The 1172-nt window shown below is 67.9% G+C and carries 1 protein-coding gene; it reads left to right on the forward strand.

What is annotated here, in order from left to right; genetic code table 11:
* On the forward strand, nucleotides 1–1172 hold a 1172-nt coding region (locus DIE13_RS32495), incomplete at both ends, for an acetyl-CoA C-acetyltransferase (protein WP_148094097.1).

Consider the following 1172-nt stretch of genomic DNA (forward strand, 5'->3'; position numbering starts at 1 on the left):
ATGACGGACGTAGTGATCGTATCGGCCGCGCGGACCGCGGTCGGCAAATTCGGCGGCTCGCTCGCGAAGGTTGCGGCACCGGAACTGGGCGCGACGGTGATTCGCGCGGTGCTGGAGCGCTCGGGCGTGAAGCCCGATCAGGTGAGCGAAGTGATCATGGGTCAGGTGCTGACGGCAGGTTCGGGGCAGAACCCGGCGCGCCAGTCGCTGATCAAGGCCGGCCTGCCGAATGCCGTGCCGGGGATGACGATCAACAAGGTGTGCGGCTCGGGCCTGAAGGCCGTGATGCTGGCGGCGAACGCGATCGCGGCGGGCGACGCGGAGATCGTGATCGCAGGCGGCCAGGAAAACATGAGCGCGTCGCCGCACGTGCTGCCGGGCTCGCGAGACGGGTTCCGGATGGGCGACGCGAAGCTGGTCGACACGATGATCGTCGACGGTCTGTGGGACGTGTACAACCAGTACCACATGGGCATCACGGCGGAGAACGTGGCGAAGGAATACGGGATCACGCGCGAAGAGCAGGACGCATTTGCGGCGTTGTCGCAGAACAAGGCGGAAGCCGCGCAGAAGGCCGGTCGTTTCAACGACGAGATCGTGCCGGTGTCGATTCCGCAGCGCAAGGGCGAGCCGCTGCAGTTCGCGACGGACGAATTCGTGCGTCACGGCGTGACGGCGGAATCGCTGTCAGGGCTGAAGCCGGCGTTCTCGAAGGACGGCTCGGTGACGGCGGCGAATGCGTCGGGTCTGAACGACGGCGCGGCAGCGGTGCTGGTGATGTCGGCGCAGAAGGCGGCGGCCCTTGGCCTGACGCCGCTTGCGCGGATCAAGGCGTACGCGAACGCGGGGGTGGATCCGAGCGTGATGGGGATGGGTCCGGTGCCGGCTTCGCGCCGCTGCCTGGAGCGTGCGGGGTGGACGCCGGGCGACCTGGACCTGATGGAAATCAACGAGGCATTCGCGGCGCAGGCGCTGGCGGTGCACAAGCAGATGGGGTGGGACACGTCGAAGGTGAACGTGAACGGCGGAGCGATCGCGATCGGTCACCCGATCGGGGCATCGGGCTGCCGGATCCTGGTGACGCTGCTGCACGAGATGGTCAAGCGCGACGCGAAGCGCGGGCTGGCGTCGCTGTGCATCGGCGGCGGGATGGGCGTCGCACTCGCGGTCGA

The sequence above is a fragment of the Burkholderia sp. Bp9016 genome, from assembly GCF_003857765.1.
Taxonomy (GTDB): Bacteria; Pseudomonadota; Gammaproteobacteria; order Burkholderiales; family Burkholderiaceae; genus Burkholderia.